Source organism: Dankookia sp. GCM10030260, assembly GCF_042666655.1.
Classification (GTDB): domain Bacteria; phylum Pseudomonadota; class Alphaproteobacteria; order Acetobacterales; family Acetobacteraceae; genus Paracraurococcus.
The window spans coordinates 546,816-564,400 of the sequence record NZ_JBHTDE010000001.1; the positions used below are offsets into that span (position 1 = coordinate 546,816).

Consider the following 17,585-nt stretch of genomic DNA (forward strand, 5'->3'; position numbering starts at 1 on the left):
CCCTGGTCGGCAACCCGGGCACCCCGCCCGGCCCACCCACCGGCGCGCCGCCCGGATAGGCCATGGCGCGCCGGGTGGCCCGGCGCTCACCACGGCGCCTCCACCCGGCCAGGGCGGCGCCGGGCCGCGGGCTGCCTGGCCCGGCTGACCGGCAGCATGCCCAGCTGGGCCGCACGGCGCGCCGTTGTTCATCGGTCTCCGCCCCGGCCGGCCATGCGCCCGGAACGGCGCCGAACAGGCGGCATCGCGCCGCTCGCCGTCAGCGGTGCGCAACCAACCCTTGGAGTGGTCAGACGAGGCGCTTCAGCCCGGCCTGGACCATCTCGGCACAGGCCAGCTTGCCGACGGCGCGGAGCCGGGCCGCGGTCAGGTCGAGGCCGGCCGCCTCGGCCTGCGCGGTAAGGGCGCTCAGGGCATCGAGCAGGGACCGCCGGTCGGCGGGGCCGCTGCTTGGGTCGTTCATCGCCCGGTGGGGGAAAGGTACGAAGTCCTGGGACTGCATGGCCACCATCCTGGTTAGATTGGCGAAATTCTTTCGCTGAACACAACCTATGGTGGGTTTTCGAGTCGGGTCAAACAAGTTCTTGCGTGTTCCGCTCGATCTGATGCCGTCCTTCGATGTGTTGTCCCGGCGGGCCGGTGCTAGCCCGGCGCCAGCCGCAGCACCCGCCCGCGCGTCTCGTCGGTCAGCAGGTAGATCAGCCCATCCGGTCCCGGCACCACCTGGCGCAGCCGCGGGCCCTGGGTGAGCAGGCGCTCCTCCCCGACCACCCGGTCGCCCTGGGTCGCCAGCCGCACCAGCCCCGGCGGGTTCAGCGCCGCGACGAGCAGGCTGCCGCGCCAGGCCGGGAAGGCCGCGCCGTCATAGAAGGCGATGCCGGAGGGGCTGACCGATGGCACCCACCAATGCACCGGCTCCTCCAGGTCGGGGCGGGAGGCGCCCTCGCCGATCCGGCTGCCGTTGTAGTCCACCCCCTTGGTCACCAGCGGCCAGCCGTAGTTCCGGCCGGCCCGCAGCAGGTTGATCTCGTCGCCGCCGCGGGCGCCGAATTCCGCCTGCCAGAGGCTGCCGGTCCAGGGGTTGAAGGCGAGGCCCTGCGGGTTGCGGTGGCCGAGGGTGAAGATCTCCGCCCGCGTCCCGGCGCGGCCGGCGAAGGGGTTGTCCGGCCGCGGCGCGCCGTCGCGGGCCAGGCGCAGCACCTTGCCGGCCAAGTCGTCCGGCCGCTGCGCCCGCAGCTTGGTGGCGTAGCGGTCGCCGGTGGACAGGAACAGCGCGCCGTCCGGGGCGAAGGCGATGCGGCAGCCCCAGTGGTTGCGGCCCTCCTCCTGCGCCGGCGTCGCGTCGAGGATCGGCGTCACCGCCTCCAGCGCCGTGGCGTCGGGCGCCAACCGGGCGCGCACCAGCCGGGTCAGCGCGCCGCCCTGCACCACCATGGCGTGGCAGAGATAAAGCTCGCGTGTCGTGGCGAAATCCGGCGCGAGCGCGATGTCGAGCAGGCCGCCCTGGCCGCGCGCCTCGACCGCCGGCACCCCGCCGAGCGGGGCGGAGACCTGGCCATCCCGCCCGACCAGCCGCAGCCGGCCGGGGCGTTCGGTGACCAGCAGCCGGCCATCCGGCAGGAAGGCGGCGCCCCAGGGACGCTCGAGCCCGGTGGCGAAGTCGGTGACCTGGAAGGCCGCCGGGTTGTTCGGCGCCTGGGCGCGGGCGGCGCCGGCGACCACCAGGAGCAACGGGGCGAGGAGCGGGGCGAGGAAGCGCATCATGCCCCGCCAGATGGGCACCGCCGCCACCGGCGCCAGCCCCATGCGGCCGCGCCGGCGCAGCGGCGGTATCAACCTATCGATGGCTACGCCGCAGGCCCTTGGCGGCTTGCGGCGGGCGGGGAAGGCTAGCCCGCCGCCGCCTGCTGTCGGTCGGGCAGGGGCAGGCTCCGGCGCGTGCTCCCGCGATCGGCTTCAGCCGATCTGGCCCTGGATCCACTCCCGCAGCGGCCCCTTTGGCGAGGCGCCGACCTTGGTGTCCAGCAGCTTGCCGTCCTTGAACAGCAGCATCGTCGGGATGCCGCGCACCGCATACTCGTTCGGCGTCATCGGGTTCTCGTCGATGTTCACCTTGGCGATGGTCAGCTTGCCCTCGAACTCGGTCGCCAGCTCGTCGAGGATCGGCCCGACCATGCGGCAGGGGCCACACCACTCGGCCCAGAAATCCACCAGCACGGCGCCGCTGGCATCCAGCACGTCCTGCTTGAAGGTGTCGTCAGTGACCGCCTTGGTGAGCTCGCTCATCGGGGAAATGCCTCATCTGGTGGGGCGGGGTGCCCCGGATCGGCCACAAAGGTCGGGCGCCGGTGGCCCCGGGTCAAGGATGGCGGTATCGCAGGCCGGTCATGCAACCGGCGCGGGGGCCACCGCCGCATGCCGGTCGAGCAGCGCGGATGGCAGCGGCATCAGCCGGGCGCCGTAGGTCCAGACCAGCACGCAGTCCACCGCCCGGCCGGGGAAGGCCTGGCGCAGCACCGTGCGGTAGGCCGCCATCTGCCGCAGGTACAGCGCCGGGACCTGGTCCACCTCGGCCGGCGGCGGCCGGTTGGTCTTGAAGTCCAGCACCACCACCCGGTCCGGCGTCACCACCAGCCGGTCCACCTGGCCGGCGACCAGCACCCCGCCGACCCGGCCGGCGATCGGCGCCTCGGCCAGGCTGCCGGGGGCGAAGGCCGCCGCCGCCTCGGGCGCCGAGAGCAAGGCCAGCACCTCGGCCGCGGTCTCGGCCTGCTCGGCCTCGCCCAGCCCATGCCCCGGCCGGGCGAGGAAGCGCCCCGCCGCGGCCGCCCGCGCCTCGGGCGGCAGGTCGGGCAGGTGCTGCAGCAGCGCATGGATCACCCGGCCGCGGCGGAAGCGGCGGCCGCCGGGATCGGCGATGCCGTGCGGCGCCGCGGCCGGGGTCTCGGACTCGCCCGGCAGGGCGGAGGGCGCGATGGCGACCTCGGCGGCCTCCGGCGGGGCCGGGCGGGTGGCCCAGCCGGGGAGGGGGCCGGCGGCCTCGCCCGCCGCGGCGGCGCGTTCCTGCATCAGCCCCGACTCCTGGTCGCAGCCATGCGCCAGGCAGGGCAGGCCGCCGAAGTCGCAGGCGGCGGGACCGTCGAAGGCGGCCGGCTCGAAAGGCGTCTCCGCCATGCCGTCGAGCCGGCGGAAGCCGGCCTCGATCAGCGCGTACCAGCCCTTCGGCTCCTTGCCCCAGCCGCAGACCAGCAGCCGGTCCTCGGCCCGGGTCAGCGCCACGTAGAGCAGCCGGTTCTCCTCCTGCAGCCGGGCCGCCTCGTCCTGCTCGAAGACGTCCCGCCAGGCCGGGGCGCGGTATTCGCGGCGGCTGCGCGGCGCCCAGAGCGGCAATTCGGCGCCGTCCAGCCGGCCCCAGCGGATCTCCTTCTCGCCGCGGCCGCCGCCGACGTCGGGGATGATGACGACCGGCGCCTGCAGCCCCTTGGCGCCGTGCACGGTCATGATGCGGATGGCATCCGCGCCGCCCTCGGCCTCGCGCTTGATCTCGGCGCCGCCGCGGCGGAGCCAGTCGACGAAGCCCTGCAGGCTGGGCGGGTGGCGTCCCTCGTAGTCGAGCGCGGCGTTCAGCACCTCGTCCAGCGGGTCGGCGGCATCGGGGCCGAGCCGGGCCAGCAGCCGCGCCCGGCCGCCCTCCTCGCCCAGCACGCCGGCCAGCAGCGCATGCGGGCCGATCAGGTCGGCCCGGCCGGAGATGCGCGCGATCCAGTCGGCCGCGGCGCCGAACCGGCCCTCGGCCCCACGATGCTGCATCAGCGCGCCGAACAGCGACCCGCTGCGGCCATGCGCCAGCGCGAACAATTCCTCGTCCGTCAGCCCCAGCAACGGGCTGCGCAGCAGCGCCGCCAACTGCAGGTCGTCCTCGGGCAGCAGCAGCACGTCGCACAGCGCCAGCAGGTCCTGCACCGCGATCTGCTCGACCAGCGTGATCCGGTCGACGCCGCCGACCGGGACGTGGCGTTCCTTCAGCGCGCGCACCAGGCGCTGCACGAAGGCGGTGCGCCGGCGCACCAGCACCAGGATGTCGCCCGGCCGCACCGTCCGGCCGCGCGCCGGCAATTCCTCCGTCCCGACCATGGCGGCGATCCGCGCCGCCAGCGCCTCGGCCAGCAGGGCGGCGGCGTCGGCGACCCGGGCCGGGGCGTCGGGCACCTCCCAGGCCGGCGCCTTGGGCTTCTCCGCCGGGCGCAGCAACGGCCAGAGCTCGACCCGCCCGGCCTGGCCGGCGCGGTCGGGCAGGTGCACCAGGGTGGCGCCGTCGGCCACCACGCCGGCGCGCGCCTCGCCCTCGGCGAAGACCGCATCCACCAAGGCGAGGACCGGCGCGGTGGAGCGGAAGGAGACGTTGAGGTCCACCTTCTCGAACCGCCCGGCATCCAGCCCCTGCACGCGGGTGCGGTACTCGCCCTCCCAGGTGCCGAAGCCGGCGGCGTCCGCCCCCTGGAAGCCGTAGATCGCCTGCTTGATGTCGCCCACCGCGAAGATGGTGCGCAGCGCGTTGTCGCGCCGGCCGGCGCCGGCGAAGAAATCGGACGTCAGCGCGCTGGCGATGCCCCATTGCGCCGGGTTGGTGTCCTGCGCCTCGTCCAGCAGGATGTGGTCGAGCCCGCCGTCCAGCTTGAACAGCACCCAGGCGCTGCCGGGGTCCTTCAGCACGCGCTCCGCGGTGGCGATCAGGTCGTCGTAGCCCAGCAGCCCGGCGCTGCGCTTGCGCGCCTCGACCCGGTCGAGCACCGGGCCGGCCAGGGCCAGCAGCGCCTCGGTCGCCTCCAGCAGGCGGCAGGAGGTGAGGTGGGATTCGGCGGCCTGCAGGCGCAGCGCCTCGCGCTCGATCGCCTCGATGCCCTCCAGGGCCTTGCGCAGGTCGCCCTTGTCGGTGAACAGGCAGGACCGCCATTCCGCCGGGTCGCGGTCGAGCGGGTCCTGCGCCAGCCAGGCGCGCATCCGCGCGGCGCCGTCGCGGCTGGTCTTGTTCTTGTGGTTCAGCAGCGCCGCCGCGGCCTGGCCGACCGCCTCCGGCACGGCGCATAGCCTCGCCACCGCGCTGTCGACCGTGTCCTCGTCCTCGAGGCCGAGCAGCCGGGCCAGGCGCAGCCGCAGGCCGGGCAGCCCGTTGGTCGCCCGCAGCGCATTCGCCAGCCGGGCGCGGTCGCGCATCAGGGCGGCGACGGACTTGGAGAAATCGTCCGCCCCGACGAGGCCGGCCAGCAGCGCCACCTGGGCCGGCGCGACCTGGCCGCCGGACAGCACGGATTCGCGCGCCTCGGACAGCATCTGCGCCGCGTCCATGTCCTCCAGCACGGAGAACTGCGGCGGCAGCCCGGCCTCCAGCGGGAAGGCGTGCAGCAGCGACTGGCAGAAGGCGTGGATGGTCGAGATCCGCATGCCGCCGGGCAATTCCAGCACCTCGGCAAACAGCGTCCGGGCGCGGCGCCGCAGCGCCTCCCCCGGCACCGCGCCGAGCGCGGCCAGCTCGGCGTCGAGCCTGGGTTCCTCCGCCACCGCCCAGTCGCCGAGGCGCCGGGCGAGGCGGGTCGCCATCTCGGCCGCGGCGGCGCGGGTGAAGGTCAGGCACAGCAGCCGGTTGGCCTTCTGCTCCTCCTGCAGCAGCAGCCGCAGCACCCGGTCGGTCAGCACCTTGGTCTTGCCCGACCCGGCGGAGGCGCCGACCCAGGCCGAGAGGCCGGGATCGGAGGCGATGCGCTGGGCGCGCTCGGCGACGGCGCGGGCGCCGATCGGGGGCATCATGGTGTTCATGCGGCGTCGCCGTCCTCGGCGCCGGCCCATTCGGCGCGGCGCGACAAATGGTCGTAGTCGTGCCCGGCGGTGGCGCGGGACGGGTGCGGCCAGGCGCGGAAGGGCTTCGGCCCCAGCAGGTAGTCGCCGACCAGCCTTCGGGCGGCCTGGAAGGCCTCCTCGGCCTCGGATTCGATGGCGGCGGCCGGGCTCGCGGCCTTGCGGTGCTTCGCCAGCAGGTTGCCGGCATCGATCACCTCGCCCGGCTCCGCCCCGCCGCTGAGCTTCCAGTAGAGCAGGGCGGTGGCCGCGGCGGCCTCCAGCCCGGGGAAGCCGCCGCGCGCCGCCATGGCGGCTTCCAGCGGCAGCTGCGGCGCGTCGCCGCCGGCGATCTTCGGCCCGGTCGGCGGCGTGCCGGTCTTGTAGTCGAGGATGCCGAGCGTGCCGTCGGCCAGCACGTCGATCCGGTCGGCCCGCGCCCGCAGCGTCACCGCCTGGTCGCCCGCCCCGGCCAGGGTGACGCGGCCGGAAATCTCGGTCGCGGTGCGGCGGAGCCGGCCGTCGCGGCGCGTCCTGGCTTCTTCCGCCAGGACGAAGCTGCCGATGCGGGCGAGGCGCGGGCGCCAGAAGGCGGTCAGGCCGGGCCGGGCGCCGGCCTCGGCCAGCGCCGCCTCGGCCGCCGCCTCGAACAGCGCGGCGGCCTGCTCGCGCCCGGGCCACTTGCCGTCGCCCAGCGCGGTGAGGAACCGCGCCATCGTCGCATGCACCAGGTTGCCGTAGTCGGCCGCCCCGGCCTCGGCATCGATCGGATCGAGCGGGCGGAGGCCCAGCATCCGGCGGGCATAGAAGGCGTAGGGGTCGGCCAGCAGGGTGGCGACCTCGGTGACGCTGATCTCGCGCGGCCGCAGCGAGGGCGGCGGGGCCGGGGCGGGGCGGTCGCAGGGGGTGACCTCGGCCGGGGCGTCGAGTGCCGTGGCCCAGGCGACCATCGGGCTTTGCGGCAGCCGCAGGCCGCCGGGCAGGACGGCGTCGTCGAACTGGCCGCGCAGGAAGGTCTCGATCCGGGTGAGCCAGCGGGCCGGGACGGTCGGCGCGCCGCCGCGCCGCGCGGCGCGGGACAGCACGGCGGAGGGTGCCGAACAGGCCGCCAGCAGGAAGTCGGCGCAGACCCGGCCGATGCGGGCCTCGGGCTCCGGCAGGCCGAATTCGGTGCGCATCGGCCGGCTCATCCAGGGGCCGGGATCGGTCGCCAGCGGCCAGACCGTCTCGTCCAGCGCGCCGAGGACCACCCGGTCGAAGGTCAGCAGCCGGGCTTCCAGCAGGCCGAGGATCTCGACGCGCGGATGCGCCCCGGCGTCGCGCCCCCGGGTGGCGCGCAGCGAGGGCGCCGCCGCCCCCTCCATCGCCGCGTCGAACAGCGCCGGCCAGGCCGAGGGCGCGATCGGCGGCAGCGCCTGCATCGCCGGCTCCAGCGCCGCCAGATGCGCCGCCAGGGCCTCGCCCTCCTCCCCGGCATAGAGCCGCAGCCCGCCGGCTTCGGCGTCCGTGCCGGCGAGCGCCTCGGCCGCCTCGAGCTGCGCCGTCAGCAGGTCGGCGGGCGGCCGTGCCGGGCTGTCCGGCAGCCGGTCGAAGCCGCCCAGCGCATCCTCCAGCGTGCCGAGCAGGCCGCGGATCTCGGCCAGGATGTCGGCATCCTTGTCGCGCGCCAGCGCCGCCGCGGCGGCGGTGCGCAGCCCCTCGATCCCCGGCGCCGGGCGCGGGCCGCGCAGGATGGCGCGTTCCAGCCGGCGCACCGCGCGCAGCCAGTCGCCGCGGTCGCGCCCGCCGGCACACATCGGATGCTTGAGGACGGCGAGCAGCGGCACCGGCGCCAGCTCGGCCGCGGCCATCCGCGCCAGCAGTCGCAGGAAGCCCCCCGCCGGGGTCTCGCCCAGCGGCTCGCCGGCGGAGTCGTCGGCGGTCACGCCATGCCGGGCGAGTTCCGCCGAGACGCGGCGCGCCAGGTCGCGGTCGGGCGTCACCAGGGCGACGCGCGCCTTCGGGTCCTCCAGCGCCTCGCGCAGGGTCAGGGCGATCGCCACCGCCTCGCCTTGCGCGTCCGGCGCGGTGAGCTGGGTGAGCCCGGCCAGCGCCGGGCGCCAGGCGGAGGGCCGGCGGTCCTGCCAGGCGGGCAGGCCGCCGGCCGGGCGCAACGCCATCCCCAGCAGGGCCGGGCGTAGTTCCGGCACCGCCAGCGGCACGGCCTCGTCGGGCAGGCAGCCCGGCCAGCGCCGCACGTCGTCCTGCGCCGCCCGCAGCTTCCGCAGCAGCCGGTGCTGGCCGCAGAAGGGATGCGTCGGCGCGTCGTGGATCGCCTGCCACATCACCGGCTCCAGGCTGCCGGTATCGAGCCCGTGCAGCACCACGCAGCCCTGCGGCAGCTCGGTGGCGACGACGCGCAGCAGCTCCTCGGCCGCCGGGATGGTGCCGCCGACGCCGATGCCCGCGGCGATCACCGGGTCGCGCGGCGGGTCCTGCTGCCAGGCGCGGGTCTGCGCCCGCAGCGCCTGGGCGCGGCGCATGCCGATATCCAGCAGCCCCTGCCTGTCCAGCCAGTCCTGCCACTGCGCCATGACGGCGCGGACGAAGACCAGGGTGATGTTCCAGTGCTCGGCATGGATCTCCGGCACCAGCCCGGCCAGGCGCGCCAGCCAGGCGTCGTTCAGCGTCGCCGGGTCGGCCTCGGCCAGCAGGTCGAGGTCGGTCTCCTCCAGCGCGATCTCGTCCAGCAGCGTGGCCAGGGCGCCGGCCAGCGACCAGGCCTGTTCCTGGGTCGCCGGGCCGCCGCGGTCGCGCGGGAGCTGCACGATGTAGCCGGCCAGCACCGCCTGGCGGCGCAGCGGCTCCACCGCCGGCGGCAGGTCGAGCAGCGTGGGCAAGGCGAGCTCGTCGGCATCCTCGGTCGAGAGCCCGGCCAGCGCGCGCATCCGCGGCAGCAGCAGCGAACTGCCCTTCGCGGCGCGCAGGAAGGCGACGCGCAGGGCGCGGGCGGAGCGCCGGGTCGGCAGCAGGATGGTGACGCGGGACAGGCGCTCGGGCGCCTCGCCGGGGATCGACTTCAGCACGCCGGCGGCGAGGCAATCGAGGAAGGGGAGATGCGCCGGGATGTCGTAGAGCTTCACCCGGTCACTCCGTGCTGGCTGCGGTCAGAAGACGGCGCGGACCAGCCCCGCCTGCATCGCCGCCTCGGCCCGTTCCAGGTCCGGCGGCGTCGAGAGGTGGAACCAGACCCCGTCATGCACCAGGGCGAAGAGCCGCCCCGAGTCGATGGCGCGATCATAGAGGATGTTGAGGCTGAAGGGGCCGTCCGGCACGTCCCGTACCAGGCCGGGCGAGAGGATCTGCACGCCGGAGAAGACGTAGGGCGCCAACTCCCGCTCCTTCGGCCGCCGCACCCGGCCGAGCGGGTCGAGCAGGAAGTCGCCCCGGCCGGTCTCGCCGTCCACCTGGGCGCTGCGCACCACCAGCAGCAGCCCGTCCATCGTCTCCGGGTCGAACATCGCGGCCATGCGGCCGAGTGCCTGGCGCGGCCCGTCGAGCCAGACGCTGTCGCCATTGGCCACCGCGAAGGGACCGTCCCCCAGCAGCGGCAAGGCGCGGGCGACGCCGCCGCCGGTCTCCAGCAGCGTGTCCTCCCGCTGCAGCACGACGCGCGGCCCGGCGCGGCCGGCGACCGCGGCGGCGACCTGGTCGGCGTGCCAATGGGCGTTGACCACCGCCTGGCCGATGCCCACCGAGTCCAGCCGGTCCAGCGCATGGTCCAGCAGGCTGCGGCCCGAGAGCCTGAGCAGCGGCTTGGCGGTGGTCTCGGTCAGAGGCCGCATGCGCAGGCCGAGGCCGGCCGCGAGGACCATGCCATGGGTGAGCGTGATCACGCGGCGGGACTCCGGCGGCTGGGGGGCATGCGCCTTCCTACGACGCCGGCGCGCGGCGCGGAAGGCAAGGCTGGGGGGGAGGTATCCTTCCTCGACCCGCCTCGATGGCTGGCGGCCTGGTGCCCGAGCTCGGCTCAGCCCGGCGCGGGGTTGCGCCGCATCCCGTCCGGCACATGCGCATCGAGGAATTCCCGCAGCGGCGCGCAGGCCGGCTGCGACAGCGAACGCTGCAACAGCCCCCAGCAGCGCGGCCCATGCTGGAGGTAGTGCGGCTTGCCGTCGCGCCGGTCGAGCCGCACCCAGAGCGCCGCCACGCGCAGGTGCCGCTGCGCGCCGCAGGCCGCCATGGCGCCGAGGAAGCTGCCGCGGTCGAGCCCCGGCCGCGCCGCCAGATAGGCCGCGACCGCGGCGCGGCGGGTCGAGGCCTCGACGTCGCGCCTCGCATCCTCGACCAGCGAGATCAGGTCGTAGGCCGGATGCCCCAGCGCGCCGTCCTGGAAGTCGAGGATGCCGGTGCGGCGCGCGCCCTCCCGCGCTTCCAGCCGCATCAGGTTGGCCGGGAAGTAGTCGCGGTGGACGAAGCCCTGCGCGCCGGCGAAGGGCGCCAGCATGGCGCCGAGCGCGGCGTCCAGCGCGTCCCGCACGCCGTCCGACGGGGCCCGGCCGAAGGCGGCCGGCCACCACCAGTCGAGGAAGGTCGCCGCCGTGGCGCGGGCCATCGCCGCGGCGTCCCAGGCCGGCAGGCCGGGCGGCACCGGGGCGGCATGCAGCGCGGCCAGCGCCGTGGCGGCCTCCGTGTACAGCGGCACCGGATCGGTCCCGGCATCGAGCAGCGCGGCATGGGTGGCGTCGCCGAAATCCTCGATCAGCAGGAAGCCGGACTCGGCATCCTCGGCGATGATCTCGGGCAAAGAGAGGCCGGCGGCGAGGAAGTGGCGGGCCAGTGCTGCGAAGGGTCGGACGTCCTCCGGCGGCGGCGCGTCCATCAGCAGCGCCGGGCGGGGCCCGCCGAGGAGGCGGGTATAGGTGCGCAGGCTGGCATCGGCCGCCAGCGGGTGGCGCTGCGCGGCGGCAAAGCCGTTGGCGGCGAGGAAGGGGTCTGGGTATCGCATGTGGGGGCTGTCATGGACCGGCGGGGCGGGGATGTCAGCCGGGAAATCGGGTATCGGAGGAAAGTTGGGGAGGCGTGACGGAGGTCGGCTTCCGGCCCCAAGCAGTCTTGCTTTGGGTGGCAGATCGGTGCCGACCGTGCCCCGTGCGGAGAGCTGCCGCGCGAACCGGTGCCTCCCGGCGAAACGGGGTTTGACTGGATGGGAATCCCCTGGGGAGCAATCCCCCGGCATGACCTCGGGCAGTGGGCGGGGAACCTGGCGTCGGCCGATGGGTTGACGTGCCCCGCCCCCCGGAGGACCCACTTTGGACGCGGCCACCTTGGTCGGCTCACTCGCTGCCCTCGCCACGACCACGAGCTTCGTGCCGCAGGCGTGGAAGGTCATTCGCACCCGTGACACGGCCGCTCTTTCGGCGCGCATGTATGCCCTCCGGACCCTCGCTATCCTGCTCTGGCTCACCTATGGGCTGCTACTCGGCCAGTGGCCGCTGATCGTCACGAATGGCATCTGCCTCGCGCTGTCGGGCTTCATCCTGGCCATGAAGCTGCTGCCGCGCCGGCAGCGGGATGCGGTCGCGGAGGCGCTCGACCCCGCGCCGTGAACCGGCGGGCGCGCCGGCGCGCAGCAGGGAAGGCACAAAGGGTGGGCCTGCGGTCGGCAATGGCCAGCCGGGACCGCTTTCCAGGGGCATCCTGCCTCGAGCAGCGTCAGCCCCAGGCTATTTCGCGCCACAGCGACGGTCAGCCTTCTGGCACCCTTCCTTGGCCCGAGGGTGGCTTGGCTGCTGCCGACCCGAAGCCGACTTTCGCACCGGAGTTTTGCACCAGGTCAGCCACTGACCGAGCTGGGCGGCCGTGTCGATGCAGAACCCTGGATTTTGCAACCAGCGCCGGGTCTTGAGGCAGGGGGCCGAACGGCTCAGGATAAAGGCTTCCGACAGGATCTTGGGGGCACCATGATCAGCACGGACGACGAGAAGGCGATCAAAAATTTAGGGCACGCTTTTAAGCATGCCTGGAACACCCACAACATGGATGAGCTCGCCGCAATTGTGACGCCTGGCATAGACTTCGTGCATGTCAGAGGCGGCTGGCTCGGGGGACGAGATGTAGTACGGAAATATCATGCCGCTCTTCACGGCGCTCAGTTCAGGAACAGCACGCTGCGCATCGAGGGCATGTCGATACGGCCGCTCACTCCGGACATCTGCATCTGTCACGTGAACTGGGGCATGTCAGACGAGACCAACCCGGACGGAACGCCGCGTCAGCCGCGGGAGAGCATTTTCACCTGGGTCGTGCACAAAATGGATGGTCATTGGCTGATTGATGCAGCCCACAACACGAACATCGATCCCCAGGTGGTCACCTCTACACACCGGAAACCCGTCTCACCTTAGCCCAGTAGGTGGACGTACATGCGGCGGCGCCTTGATTTCTGCCCCCCTCGTGGCTCTTGATAGCGGAGTTCGTCGAGGCACCGAAGGGCTGCATTCCGTCCGGAGGCGACGTTCCGAAGGGAGTCTGGCGCCGGGTTCACCGTCCGCCAGGCTGGACCTTGTGCGGCGCAAAGCTCTTGATTCTGTGCCTCCCCGGCGACCTACGGGATGAATCCAGTTGAGTTGCGACGGAGAGTGCACGATCCTCTGCCGGTCAGGGAGGCGGCAATGGCCATCGGCGGCAACCCAGGCGACGGCATTCTCCATCGGCACAGGAACTCCCGGGGCAACGTCCTGCTCGCCCCCGAGAACCTGAGACAGGCCGCGAGGCCGGGCCTCGCCCGACCCATGACGCGTCACGGGCCGTGATCACGCCCGCCTACGCCCGCACAATGGCGGCCTACAACGCGGAGATGAATCGCCGCATCTACGCCCCCGCAGGCGTACTGACCGATGAGCAGCGCGCCGCAGACCGCGGGCTCTTCTGGAGGTCGATCCACGGCACGCTGGCCCATATCCTCTGGGCCGACCTGCGCTGGATGGCGGGCCTCGCCGGGTGGCCTCCTCCACCGGGCATCCCGCAAGACAGCGCGGAGTTCATCGCGGACTTCGCCGAACTGCGCGAGAGGAGGGTAGAGGCGGACGCCGGGATGGTGGCCTGGGCCGGGGGAATCGGCGAGGACTGGCTCGCCGGCGAGCACGTCTGGTTCAACCGCATCACCCAGACCGAGATGCGTCGCTCGAACGCGTTCCTGGTGGTGCACGTCTTCACCCACCAGGTCCACCACCGCGGCCAGGTCCACGCCGCGCTGACGGGCTTCGGCATGCAGACAGCTGACACCGATCTTTGGGCCGCGGTAGAGCAGGAGGCGTGAGGAAGCCAACGTCCGGTACCGGCGCGGGAACTCCGCCCTCGCCACCTGAGAGTTCTTGGAATGCAGGAGAAGGTCTTCGCAGCGGGAGGACACGAGCCATGGCATTCGACTTTGGCGGCAAGCGGGTCGTCGTGACCGGCGCGAGCCGCGGCATCGGGCGGGCGATCGCACTGTCCTTCTCGCGGGCGGGGGCCGGGGTGTCGATCTGCGCGCGCGGGGCGGAGGACCTCGCCCGCGCGCATTCCGGGATCGCCGCCAACGGGCACCCGACGCATTCCTCGGTCTGCGACCTCGCGGACCGCGACGCCATCTTCCACTACGTCGAGGAGGCCGCGTCGGCGCTGGGAGGCATCGACGTCCTGGTCAACAACGCTTCGGCCTTCGGCGCCAAGGACGACGAGGAAGGTTGGGCCGGCGGCATCTCGGTAGACCTGCTGGCGACGGTGCGCGCCGGGCACGCGGCGCGTGCCTTCCTCGAGCGCGGGGATCACCCCTGCATCATCAACATCTCGTCCGTGGCCTCGCTGCGCTGCGGTGCGCCGCGCCCGGCCTACGCGGCGATGAAGGCGGCGGTGAACAACTACACGGTGTCGCTGGCGGGGGTTCTGGCGCCGAGTGGAATCCGGGTGAACGCGATCGCGCCGGGCTCCGTCGAATTCCCGGGTGGCCGTTGGGAGCGCGCGCGACTCAACGGCTCGCCGCTCTATCAGGCGATCCGCGCGAGCATCCCGTTCGGCCGCATGGGCGAACCCGAGGAGATCGCCGACGCGGCGCTTTTCTTGGCGTCGTCCTACGCGCGGTGGATCACCGGACAGGTCATCGCCGTGGACGGCGGAGAGAACCTTCAGGGCCTCTGACAAGCTCGGCCAAGCCGCCGCGGGCGCCGAGATCCCGAGTTTCGCACCGCCTTTCCCCGGCCCAGAAGGTCCGCTTCCCGCCCGAAGCGGACCTCCGCCTCGATCACCTTAACCCCCTCGTCACTCTAATTCTCGGCGACCGCCGCCTCCAGCCGTTCCGCCGGCCACCCCGACAGCACCGCCACCCGCGCCTCCTCCGCCGCCCCCTGCGCCAACCGCACCACCAGCGCATCCGCCGGCCGCAGCGCGCCCAGCCGTTCCGGCCATTCGACGATCACCAGCCCGTCCCGCGCCTCGTCCCAGCCCAGCTCCGCCACCTCCGTCGGGCCGGACAGGCGGTACAGGTCATAGTGATGCGCCTCCCACCCCCCCGGCAGGTCGTAGCTCTGCACCAGGGTGAAGCTGGGGGAGGGGACCTCCAGCGCCGGATCGCCCGCCAGGGCCCGCAGCAGGGCGCGGGCGAAGGCGCTCTTCCCGGCGCCGAGCGGGCCTTCCAGCAGCACCGCGTCGCCCGGCCGCAGCCTTGGCGCAAGCCGCGTGGCCAGCCGCCCGGTGGCGGCCAGGTCGGGCAGAGGGAGGGTGATCGGGCCTGGCATCATGATCCGGCAAAGGGGTTCGGGCTTGGTCGCCGCCCGCATGTCCTGTAGGACCCCCGCCTTCCTGGGGAAAGACGCCGATGACGGCGGGAATAGGTGACATGCGGGCTTCAGGGGTGACTGTGGAAACGGATGTCGCCGTGATCGGCGCCGGACCCGTCGGGCTCTTCGCGGTCTTCCAGTGCGGCATGCTGCGGATGCGCTGCGTGGTGGTGGATGCGCTGGACGCCATCGGCGGGCAATGTGCCGCGCTCTATCCGGAGAAGCCGATCTTCGACATCCCGGCGCATCCCGAGATCGAGGGCGGCGCGCTGATCCACAGGCTGGAGGCGCAGGCCGCGCCCTTCACCCCGCTCTATCTGCTGGGGCGGCGGGTCGAGACGCTGCGCGAGCTGGACGGCGAATGGCGGCTCGGCACCAGCGCCGGCGACACCATCAAGGCCCGCGCGGTGATCCTGGCCGCCGGGGCCGGCGCCTTCGGCCCGAACCGGCCGCCGCTGGAGGGCCTGGCCGGCTACGAGGCCTCGGGCGCGGTGCGCTACCTGGTGGCGCGGCGGGAGGATTTCCGCGGCCGGCGGGTGGTGATCGCCGGCGGCGGCGACAGCGCCGTGGACTGGGCGCTGAGCCTGAAGGAGGTCGCCGCCCGGGTCACCGTGGTGCACCGCCGGCCGAAATTCCGCGCAGCACCCGAAAGCAGCGCCCGGCTGGATGCCGCCGCGGCGCGCGGCGAGGTGGAGATGGCCATCCCCTACCAGCTGCACGGGCTGGAAGGCGACGGGTCGCGGCTCAGCGGCGTGGTGCTCTCGACCCTGAAGGGGGAGGTGAAGACCGTCCCGGCCGACCACCTGCTGGCCTTCTACGGCTTGTCCATGGAGCTCGGCCCGATCGCCGATTGGGGCCTCGGCCTGTCGCACAGCCATGTCACGGTCGCGCCCGCGACCTGCGAGACCAGCCTGCCCGGCATCCACGCGATCGGCGACATCGCCACCTATCCCGGCAAGCTCAAGCTGATCCTGCAGGGCTTCTCGGAAGCCGCGATGGCCGCGCATGCCATCCATCCGCGGGTCTTCCCGGGCGAGGCGCTGCACTTCGAGTACAGCACCAGCAAGGGCGTGCCCGCAGGGTAGGTTATTTCAATACGGCGGCGGCCAGCCCGCAAAAATAAATGGGGGCTCCAGGGAGAATGCCTTCTCCCCGGCCTTGCTGCATTTAGCTCTCCATTGCCCCATGCTTCTGTAGCAGGCCTTCCAGCCGTGCGCGGTCGGCCCGGGGCACCTCCACCCGCATCATCACCCGGTCGTCGTCGAGCGCGATGTCGGCGGAGCGGCGGTCGATCGGGCCTTCCCGCACCACGGCTTCCAGCGCCAGCTTGGCGGTTTCGGTGTCGGGGAAGCGCAGCGAGAGGGTGACGCCGTCGGCGCCCGGCGCGGGCTTGCTGCCGGCGCCATGCATCATGGCTTCCGGCGGTTCGGCGCGCGAGCCTTGCGAGGTGGTGGCGGCGACCGGGTCGCTGGCCGGGAAGGTCTGCTCGACGCCGGCTTCGAGGCTGGCGTCCGAGGTCTTCTCGGGGTGGTCGGTGCCGTGCTTGGGGTGGCTGGTGGTGGCCATGCTGGGTGTCCCTGATCCGCTTCGCCAGGGGAACGCGCGGGCCGGGGGGAGGTTCGCGCGGATGTTGCGCAGGCGGCCGGACGCGCAGGCTTGAACGGAAACCATTGCTGTTTTATAGGAATATGGTCAAAGGCCTGCTTGCGTGCAGCGGGCCGGCGCGCGGCCGCGCTTCAATTCCTCAAAGGCCGAATTCCTCAACCCGGCCGGGCGGAGCGCCGCGGCGGGCCTTCGCTCGGGTGCGGAAGCGGCCGTTTCGGCCTCAAGGAATTTGTGGCGAATTGAGCGGAAATCGGGGGTTTTGCCGCCTCAATCCCTCAGGCCGCCGCCATGCCCTCGAGCGGCCAGCGCGGCCGCGGCGCATGGCCGAGCGCGTCCGTCAGGCCGAGCCGCAGCCGCTCGATCCCCGCCCAGGCGACCATGACGGCGTTGTCGGTGCAGAGGCGAACGGGCGGCGCCACCAGCGGCAGGCCGCGCTCGGCCGCCACGCCGGCCAGCGCGGCGCGGACCCCCTGGTTGGCGGCGACCCCGCCGGCCACGACCAGGGCGGTCGTCGCCGGCAGCATGTCGAGCGCATGCCGCGCCCGGTCGGCCAGCACCACGGCGACCGAGGCCTGGAAGGCGGCGGCGATGTCGGCGCGGTCCCGGTCCGTCCCGGCACTGCGGGCGAGGGCGTGCGCCACCGCGGTCTTGAGGCCCGACCAGGAGAAGTCGCAGCCCGCCCGCCCGAGCAGCGGCCGCGGCAGCGGGACGCGGGCGGCATCGCCGGTGGCCGCCAGCCGTTCCAGCGCCGGCCCGCCCGGCCAGGGCAGGCCAAGCAGCTTGGCCGACTTGTCGAAGGCCTCGCCCACCGCGTCGTCGAGCGTGGTGCCGAGCCGCCGGTAGCGGCCGACGCCCTCGACCGCCACGCATTGGCAATGCCCGCCCGAGAGCAGCAGCAGAAGATAGGGGAAGGCCACGGGCTCCGCCACGATCCCCGGCAGGGTCGCGGTCAGCGCATGGGCTTCCAGGTGGTTCACCGCGACGAAGGGCAGCCCGTGCGCGAGCGCGATCCCCTTGCCCAGGCTGCTGCCGACGATGAGCCCGCCGATCAGCCCGGGGCCGGCGGTGGCGGCCACGCCCGCCAGGTCGCGGTAGGCCAGCCCGGCCTCGGCCATCACCTGGGCGACCAGGCGGGGCAGGTGGTCCAGATGGGCCCGCGCCGCGATCTCCGGCACCACGCCGCCATAGGGAGAATGCTCGGCCAGCTGGCTCAGCACCGCCTCGGCCAGGATGCTGCCGTCGGCGCGCAGCACCGCGGCCGCGGTCTCGTCGCAGCTCGATTCGAGCCCCAGCACCGCCGCACCCTGGTCCATCACGCCTTCCTCAACCCGCCGGGCGGTTCTATGACGGCTG

Annotated in this window: 15 protein-coding genes; 5 read left to right on the forward strand and 10 right to left on the reverse strand. The window is 73.5% G+C overall.

Annotated elements, in window-relative coordinates; genetic code table 11:
- Nucleotides 1-289 precede the first annotated feature (289 nt).
- The 7 genes from ACFQS7_RS02715 to ACFQS7_RS02745 all read right to left on the reverse strand — a co-directional run bounded on the left by ACFQS7_RS02715 (nucleotide 290) and on the right by ACFQS7_RS02745 (nucleotide 10,819).
- Nucleotides 290-502: a hypothetical protein gene (locus ACFQS7_RS02715; RefSeq protein WP_380065472.1), complete on the reverse strand. Its 213-nt coding sequence runs from the start codon at nucleotides 500-502 to the stop codon at nucleotides 290-292.
- A gap of 140 nt (nucleotides 503-642) precedes the next feature.
- The gene (locus tag ACFQS7_RS02720; protein ID WP_380065473.1) at nucleotides 643-1,836 is read right to left on the reverse strand and encodes a PQQ-dependent sugar dehydrogenase; all 1,194 of its coding nucleotides are present in this window, start codon (nucleotides 1,834-1,836) and stop codon (nucleotides 643-645) included.
- A gap of 120 nt (nucleotides 1,837-1,956) precedes the next feature.
- The gene (trxA, locus tag ACFQS7_RS02725) at nucleotides 1,957-2,286 is read right to left on the reverse strand and encodes a thioredoxin TrxA (RefSeq protein WP_380065474.1); all 330 of its coding nucleotides are present in this window, start codon (nucleotides 2,284-2,286) and stop codon (nucleotides 1,957-1,959) included.
- 99 nt (nucleotides 2,287-2,385) lie between these two features.
- Nucleotides 2,386-5,814 carry a double-strand break repair helicase AddA gene (gene addA, locus ACFQS7_RS02730; protein ID WP_380065475.1) on the reverse strand — a complete coding sequence of 1,143 codons (3,429 nt, stop codon included), beginning with the start codon at nucleotides 5,812-5,814 and terminating at the stop codon, nucleotides 2,386-2,388.
- Entirely contained in the window at nucleotides 5,811-8,954 is a 3,144-nt protein-coding gene (gene addB, locus ACFQS7_RS02735; RefSeq protein ID WP_380065476.1) for a double-strand break repair protein AddB, read from the reverse strand. Before addB ends, addA begins: the two co-directional genes overlap by 4 nt.
- Nucleotides 8,955-8,978: 24 nt before the next feature.
- The gene (locus ACFQS7_RS02740) at nucleotides 8,979-9,707 is read right to left on the reverse strand and encodes a nucleotidyltransferase family protein (RefSeq protein ID WP_380065477.1); all 729 of its coding nucleotides are present in this window, start codon (nucleotides 9,705-9,707) and stop codon (nucleotides 8,979-8,981) included.
- Nucleotides 9,708-9,841: 134 nt separating this feature from the next.
- Nucleotides 9,842-10,819, reverse strand: a complete 978-nt coding sequence (locus ACFQS7_RS02745) for an aminoglycoside phosphotransferase family protein (protein ID WP_380065478.1) — start codon at nucleotides 10,817-10,819, stop codon at nucleotides 9,842-9,844.
- Between the two features lie 304 nt (nucleotides 10,820-11,123).
- Between ACFQS7_RS02745 and ACFQS7_RS02750 the strand changes: the two genes are divergently transcribed.
- From ACFQS7_RS02750 to ACFQS7_RS02765, 4 genes are all read left to right on the forward strand, one after another.
- Nucleotides 11,124-11,420 (forward strand): SemiSWEET family sugar transporter, encoded by a 297-nt coding sequence (locus tag ACFQS7_RS02750; protein ID WP_380065479.1) that lies wholly within the window; start codon nucleotides 11,124-11,126, stop codon nucleotides 11,418-11,420.
- Between the two features lie 354 nt (nucleotides 11,421-11,774).
- Nucleotides 11,775-12,218, forward strand: coding sequence for an SgcJ/EcaC family oxidoreductase (locus ACFQS7_RS02755; protein ID WP_380065480.1), 444 nt, complete (start codon nucleotides 11,775-11,777; stop codon nucleotides 12,216-12,218).
- 404 nt (nucleotides 12,219-12,622) lie between these two features.
- On the forward strand, nucleotides 12,623-13,132 hold the full coding sequence (locus tag ACFQS7_RS02760; RefSeq protein WP_380065481.1) for a DinB family protein: 510 nt from the start codon (nucleotides 12,623-12,625) through the stop codon (nucleotides 13,130-13,132).
- Between the two features lie 98 nt (nucleotides 13,133-13,230).
- Complete coding sequence (locus ACFQS7_RS02765) at nucleotides 13,231-13,989, forward strand: SDR family NAD(P)-dependent oxidoreductase (protein WP_380065482.1); 759 nt, start codon at nucleotides 13,231-13,233, stop codon at nucleotides 13,987-13,989.
- 125 nt (nucleotides 13,990-14,114) lie between these two features.
- Here ACFQS7_RS02765 and tsaE read toward each other — a convergent pair whose 3' ends face one another.
- On the reverse strand, nucleotides 14,115-14,588 hold the full coding sequence (gene tsaE / locus ACFQS7_RS02770; protein ID WP_380065483.1) for a tRNA (adenosine(37)-N6)-threonylcarbamoyltransferase complex ATPase subunit type 1 TsaE: 474 nt from the start codon (nucleotides 14,586-14,588) through the stop codon (nucleotides 14,115-14,117).
- A 98-nt stretch (nucleotides 14,589-14,686) separates the two neighbouring features.
- Here tsaE and ACFQS7_RS02775 point away from each other — a divergent pair, with 98 nt between their 5' ends.
- Nucleotides 14,687-15,712 (forward strand): NAD(P)/FAD-dependent oxidoreductase, encoded by a 1,026-nt coding sequence (locus ACFQS7_RS02775; RefSeq protein ID WP_380065484.1) that lies wholly within the window; start codon nucleotides 14,687-14,689, stop codon nucleotides 15,710-15,712.
- 82 nt (nucleotides 15,713-15,794) lie between these two features.
- Here ACFQS7_RS02775 and ACFQS7_RS02780 read toward each other — a convergent pair whose 3' ends face one another.
- Nucleotides 15,795-16,193 carry a hypothetical protein gene (locus ACFQS7_RS02780; protein WP_380065485.1) on the reverse strand — a complete coding sequence of 133 codons (399 nt, stop codon included), beginning with the start codon at nucleotides 16,191-16,193 and terminating at the stop codon, nucleotides 15,795-15,797.
- Between the two features lie 314 nt (nucleotides 16,194-16,507).
- Nucleotides 16,508-17,545, reverse strand: coding sequence for a tRNA (adenosine(37)-N6)-threonylcarbamoyltransferase complex transferase subunit TsaD (gene tsaD / locus ACFQS7_RS02785; RefSeq protein ID WP_380065486.1), 1,038 nt, complete (start codon nucleotides 17,543-17,545; stop codon nucleotides 16,508-16,510).
- Nucleotides 17,546-17,585 lie beyond the last annotated feature (40 nt).

Excerpts from the sequence above, each read along its gene's own strand:
- tsaD (WP_380065486.1), bottom strand. The coding sequence starts at position 17,545 with ATGGACCAGGGTGCGGCGGTGCTGGGGCTCGAATCGAGCTGCGACGAG.
- tsaE (WP_380065483.1), bottom strand. The coding sequence starts at position 14,588 with ATGATGCCAGGCCCGATCACCCTCCCTCTGCCCGACCTGGCCGCCACC.
- ACFQS7_RS02715 (WP_380065472.1), bottom strand. The coding sequence starts at position 502 with ATGCAGTCCCAGGACTTCGTACCTTTCCCCCACCGGGCGATGAACGAC.
- ACFQS7_RS02755 (WP_380065480.1), top strand. The coding sequence starts at position 11,775 with ATGATCAGCACGGACGACGAGAAGGCGATCAAAAATTTAGGGCACGCT.
- ACFQS7_RS02765 (WP_380065482.1), top strand. The coding sequence starts at position 13,231 with ATGGCATTCGACTTTGGCGGCAAGCGGGTCGTCGTGACCGGCGCGAGC.
- ACFQS7_RS02780 (WP_380065485.1), bottom strand. The coding sequence starts at position 16,193 with ATGGCCACCACCAGCCACCCCAAGCACGGCACCGACCACCCCGAGAAG.
- ACFQS7_RS02775 (WP_380065484.1), top strand. The coding sequence starts at position 14,687 with ATGCGGGCTTCAGGGGTGACTGTGGAAACGGATGTCGCCGTGATCGGC.
- ACFQS7_RS02745 (WP_380065478.1), bottom strand. The coding sequence starts at position 10,819 with ATGCGATACCCAGACCCCTTCCTCGCCGCCAACGGCTTTGCCGCCGCG.
- addA (WP_380065475.1), bottom strand. The coding sequence starts at position 5,814 with ATGAACACCATGATGCCCCCGATCGGCGCCCGCGCCGTCGCCGAGCGC.
- trxA (WP_380065474.1), bottom strand. The coding sequence starts at position 2,286 with ATGAGCGAGCTCACCAAGGCGGTCACTGACGACACCTTCAAGCAGGAC.